Origin of the sequence: Cereibacter johrii (assembly GCF_001720585.1) — a bacterium.
In the GTDB taxonomy this organism is placed as follows: Bacteria; Pseudomonadota; Alphaproteobacteria; order Rhodobacterales; family Rhodobacteraceae; genus Cereibacter_A; species Cereibacter_A johrii.
On the sequence record NZ_MABH01000211.1, the window covers coordinates 1 to 5,122 of the forward strand.

4 protein-coding genes are annotated in these 5,122 nt (G+C 71.5%); all 4 read right to left on the reverse strand.

Annotated elements, in window-relative coordinates; genetic code table 11:
- Positions 1–71: 71 nt before the first annotated feature.
- Positions 72–1,292: a mannonate dehydratase gene (uxuA, locus tag A9O63_RS18140; protein ID WP_069333175.1), complete on the reverse strand. Its 1,221-nt coding sequence runs from the start codon at positions 1,290–1,292 to the stop codon at positions 72–74.
- A 710-nt stretch (positions 1,293–2,002) separates the two neighbouring features.
- The gene (locus A9O63_RS18145) at positions 2,003–4,324 is read right to left on the reverse strand and encodes a Tex family protein (protein WP_069333176.1); all 2,322 of its coding nucleotides are present in this window, start codon (positions 4,322–4,324) and stop codon (positions 2,003–2,005) included.
- Positions 4,325–4,407: 83 nt separating this feature from the next.
- Positions 4,408–4,797, reverse strand: coding sequence for a c-type cytochrome (locus tag A9O63_RS18150; protein ID WP_069333177.1), 390 nt, complete (start codon positions 4,795–4,797; stop codon positions 4,408–4,410).
- Positions 4,798–4,855: 58 nt separating this feature from the next.
- On the reverse strand, positions 4,856–5,122 hold a 267-nt coding region (locus tag A9O63_RS18155; protein WP_141703119.1), incomplete at its 5' end, for an ATP-binding cassette domain-containing protein.

The following is a 5,122-nucleotide window of genomic DNA, read 5'->3' on the forward strand; positions in this document are numbered from 1 at the left end:
TCACTCTGCCCAAATATCCGCGGGGGTCCGGGGGCCGCCAGCCCCCGGCGGCCGGCTCCGGGCGCCGCCCGTCAGGCCCCGCGCACCAGCGGATGATCGAGCGCCGTCATGATCCCGCGCAGCTCGGCCAGCCCCTTCAGCCGCCCGATGGAGGGATAGCCCGGCTGGCCCTTGCGCCCGAGGTCGTCGAGGATGTCCTGCCCATGGTCGGGCCGCATCGGGATCGAGATATCCGTGCGTCCCTCGGCCTCGCGCCGCCGCTCCTCGGCAAGGACGGCCGCGATCATCGCCACCATGTCGGTGCCGCCCTCCAGATGGCCGTCCTCGAAGAAGGAGTTCCGCAGCTCGTCCCCGTCCCTCTCCAGCGTCACGTTGCGCAGATGCAGGAAATGCACCCGGTCGCCCAGCCGCTCCATCATCCCCGGCAGGTCGTTCTCGGCCCGCGCGCCGAGGCTGCCCGTGCAGAGCGTGATGCCATTGGCCTTCAGGTCCACCGCCTCCATCACCGCGGCATAGTCGGCCTCGGTCGACATGATCCGCGGCAGGCCCAGAAGCGGGAAGGGCGGATCGTCGGGATGGCAGCAGAGCCGCACGCCCAGTTCCTCGGCGAGCGGCGCCACCTCGGACAGGAAGTCCACCAGATGCCGGCGCAGCGTCTCGGGGCGCATGGCGGCATAGTCCGCAAGGTGCCGGCGCACATCGTCGAGCGTGAATTGCTCGGCCGCTCCCGGCAGCCCGAAGACCACATTGCGGGCAAGCTCGGTCCGGCGGGTCTCGTCCATCTCCGCAAAGCGCCGCGCCGCCTCCTCGACCACCGCCGCGGGCAGCTCCGCGGCCGCGCCGGGACGCTTCAGGATATGGATGTCGAAGGCCGCGAAATCCGTCAGGTCGAACCGCATGCAGGTCGCGCCCGACGGCCGCCGCCAGGCGAGATCCGTCCGCGTCCAGTCGAGCACCGGCATGAAATTGTAGCAGATGACCTCGATCCCCGCCGCCTGCAGGTTGCGCATCGAGGCTTTCCAGGTCTCGAGATGGGCGCGCCAGTCGCCCTTCTGCTTCTTGATGTCCTCGGAGACGGGCAGGCTCTCGACCACCTCCCAGTTGAGGCCCGAGGCCGCGCCGTCGCGCATCACCCCGATCTCGCGCTGGCGGCGGGCGATCTCCTCGGGCGTCCAGAGCGCGCCGGTGGGAATGTGATGGAGCGCAGAGACGACACCCTCCACCCCCGCCTGCCGCATGTCGTCCACCGACACGAGGTCCTTCGGTCCGAACCACCGCCATGTCTGCCGCATCGCCGTCCTCCCGCTGAGCACCCCAAACTAATATGCAAGTATGCCAGTTTGCAAGAGAGGAGACGAAGGCCCGCAGAATTCCCGCGCCCGCCCCCGGCAGACGCCCGAAACCTTCCAGCCTTCCTCCTGGCCCGCACTTCCACCGAAGGAAGGTCGGGACCCTGAGCCCTGAGGCCACCCCCATGAGGCTCCGGCCGCGCCCCAGGCAACCGCTTGCACCCGCCGCAGGAGCCGCGGATGGCGCCCCGCCCTCCCTGCCCGGCCAGCAGCCCCCAGAGCGAACGACCTGCCCCCCTTGCGAGGCCGCAATGGTTGCGGCTGTCAACTCCTGCGCGACGGGCCATGGCGAGAGGCGCCCCAAGAGGTGAGCGGTCCACCCGGACACCCCGTCATGCGGACGGAGCCGCTCCGAGAGGAGAGGCAGCATCCGGACGGACACGCCGCGCGGACGGAGCTGGTTTCCAAGAGGAGAGGTGGTCCACCCGCACACGCCGGTCGCACCGGTGGAGCTGCGGCCCCAGGAGAGAAGCAGGCCGGCCGGACACCCCGTCGCACAGGCGGAGCCGGCCCCAAGAGGTGAGGCAGTCCGCCCGGACGGAGCCGGTCCCCGACAGCAGGAGCGGTCCGCTCCTTTCCCGAACGTTCTGCCGAAGCTGCGGTGCCGCCCGAGTCCGGGCGGGCCTGCCGCGGCTTCGGCAAGAGCCTCCCGCTCAGTCCCGACGCAGGCCCTTCAGCGCATCCGCGAAGGGATTCCCCGCGCTCGACTCGCGCGGCGCGGCCTGCCGCGGCAAGGGCTTGCCGCCCTTGCGCGGCGGTTCGGCGCTCCGCCGTTCGGAGGCCTGGGCGCGGGCGTCGGCGCTGTCCTTGCGCATGGTGAGCCCGATGCGCTTGCGCGCCACATCCACCTCGACCACGCGGACCTTCACCACGTCGCCCGCCTTCACCACCTCGTGCGGATCCTTGACGAAGCGGTCGGCGAGCTGGCTCACATGCACGAGACCGTCCTGATGCACCCCCACATCGACGAAGGCGCCGAAGGCCGCGACGTTGGTCACCGTCCCCTCCAGCAGCATCCCCGGCTTCAGGTCCGAGATCTCCTCGACCCCTTCGGTGAAGGTCGCGGTCTTGAAGGTCGGGCGCGGGTCGCGGCCGGGCTTCTCCAGCTCGGCGAGGATGTCCCTCACGGTCGGCAGGCCGAAGCGGTCGTCGGTGAAGTCCTGCGGGTCGAGCGCCCGCAGCCGCTGCGGCTCGGCCATCAGGCTGCGCAGGTCGCGCCCGCAGGCGGCCACGATCCGGCGCGCCACATCATAGGCCTCGGGGTGGACGGACGAGGCGTCGAGCGGCTCGGACCCGTCCGGGATGCGCAGGAAGCCCGCCGCCTGCTCGAAGGCGCGCGGGCCCAGACGCGCGACCTTCAGCAGGTCGCGGCGTTTCGCGAAGGGACCGTTCGCGTTGCGGTGCTGCACGATGGCCTCGGCCAGCCCCGGCCCCACGCCCGAGACGCGCGCCAGAAGCGGCGCCGAGGCGGTGTTCAGATCCACCCCCACCGCGTTCACCGCATCCTCGACCACGGCCTCCAGCGAGCGGCCCAGCCGGTGCTGGTCCACGTCATGCTGATACTGGCCCACGCCGATCGACTTCGGCTCGATCTTCACCAGCTCGGCCAGCGGATCCTGCAGCCGCCGCGCGATCGAGACCGCGCCGCGCAGCGACACGTCGAGATCGGGGAACTCGGCCGCCGCCAGCGCGCTCGCCGAATAGACCGAGGCGCCTGCCTCGCTCACGATCACCTTGACGGGCTTCGGCGCCTCTCCCGGCAGCGCCGCCAGTAGGTCGGCCACCATCTTCTCGCTCTCGCGGCTCGCGGTGCCGTTGCCGATGGCGATCAGCGTCACGCCATGGGCACGGATCAGCTTCATGAGCTCGATCTGCGCGCCGCGCAGGTCGTTCTTGGGCTGGAACGGATAGACGGTCGAGGTGGCGAGCAGCTTGCCCGTCGCATCCACCACCGCGACCTTGCAGCCGGTGCGGATGCCCGGGTCGATCCCCATCGTGACCTTGCCGCCGGCGGGGGCCGCCAGCAGCAGATCCTTGAGGTTCCGCGCGAAGACCCCGATCGCCTCGGCCTCGGCCCGCTCGCGGAGCTCGGCCATCAGATCCAGCGTGAGCGAGGTGCGCAGCTTCACCCGCCAGGCCCAGGAAGCCGCCTCGCGCAGCCACTGGTCGCCCGGCCCCTTCCCCGCGGCCTGAAGCGCCATCCCCGCCATCCGCTCGGCCGGGCTCTCGCCCCGGGCGGCATCGGCATCCACCTCGAGATCGAGCGTCAGCACGCCCTCGTTGCGCCCCCGCAGCATGGCGAGCACCCGGTGGCCCGCCGCCGTGGCCCAGGCCTCGGAATGGGCGAAATAATCCGAGAACTTGGCGCCCTCCGCCTCCTTGCCCTCGACGACCTTCGCCGCGATCCGCCCCACCTGCTTCATATGGGCGCGGAGCCGCCCCAGAAGATCCGCATTCTCGGACAGCCCTTCGGCCACGATGTCACGCGCGCCTTCCAGCGCCGCCTTCACGTCCGGCACGGCCTCGCAGACATAGGCCTGCGCCAGCTCCGCGGGCACCGCCGCGCGGTCGGCAAGGATCGCCTCGGCCAAAGGCCCGAGGCCGTTCTCGCGCGCGATCATGGCCTTGGTGCGCCGCTTCGGCTTGTAGGGCAGGTAGATATCCTCGAGCTCGGACTTGGTGGCGGCCTTCACCACCTGCGCCTCGAGCTCGGGCGTGAGCTTGCCCTGATCGCGGATCGAGCCCAGGATCGTCTCGCGCCGCGCCTCGAGCTCGCGCAGATAGGCCAGCCGCTCCGAGAGCGTGCGCAGCTGCGTGTCGTCGAGGCCGCCCGTCGCCTCCTTGCGGTAGCGGGCGACGAAGGGCACGGTCGCGCCGCCGTCGAGAAGCTCGATGGCGGCCGCGACCTGATCGGGACGGGCCGCGATCTCGGCGGCGATCAGCGAGGGAATGCGGCGGATGGCGTCGGTGCTCATGGGGTCCGGCTCTGGTCAGTGGGAGGCGGACCATAGTCCCGGCCGCCCGCCAAGGGAAGCGCCGCGCACCCGCCCTCCGCGGCTCATTGCTGAAGAGTGCGCAGATACTGCTCGAGCTGGACGAGCCGGATCGGCGTGGGCGTCAGGATCCCGTCGCCGCCGTCGAAGGGCACCGTCTCGCTGTCGAGGAGCGGGCCGAACTCGGGCATCACCCGGTCGCCCGTCTTCGCATAGCCCCAGATCTGCGCCATGACGCGGGTGCCGGGGAAGCGGCCGCCATTGCGCGCGGAAAGCGTGGTGAGATCGGCAGGCTTCCGGTCGAGCAGCGCCGCCATCTCGCCGTCGCCGCGGCCCCCGGCGCCATGGCAGCCGGCGCAGAGCGCGGTGAAATCCGCGCGCCCCGTGGGCACGCCGGGCTGGGCCACACAGGCCGCGAGCGGCAGCACCGCGAGGGCGATCAAGGCATGTCTCATGGCATCCTCCCTTTCGGGCCAGATGACCACCCCGGCCGGCCGGGGGCCTTGACGCAGATCAGACGACCCGACCCGCCTCGAGCCGCACCACCCGGTCCATCCGGGCGGCCAGCTCCAGATTGTGGGTGGCGATGAGGGCGGACAGGCCGGTCCCGCGCACCAGATCCATCAGCACGCCGAACACCTGATCCGAGGTGCCGGGATCGAGGTTGCCCGTGGGCTCGTCGGCGAGGAGGAGCCGCGGGGCGTTGGCGAGCGCCCGGCAGAAGGCCACGCGCTGCTGCTCGCCGCCCGAGAGCGCGGCCGGCCGGTGGCCCTCGCGCGC

What these genes read in the sequence shown, in the direction of transcription:
- A9O63_RS18150 (WP_069333177.1), bottom strand. Translation starts at nt 4,797, where the DNA reads ATGAGACATGCCTTGATCGCCCTCGCGGTGCTGCCGCTCGCGGCCTGT.
- A9O63_RS18145 (WP_069333176.1), bottom strand. Translation starts at nt 4,324, where the DNA reads ATGAGCACCGACGCCATCCGCCGCATTCCCTCGCTGATCGCCGCCGAG.
- uxuA (WP_069333175.1), bottom strand. Translation starts at nt 1,292, where the DNA reads ATGCGGCAGACATGGCGGTGGTTCGGACCGAAGGACCTCGTGTCGGTG.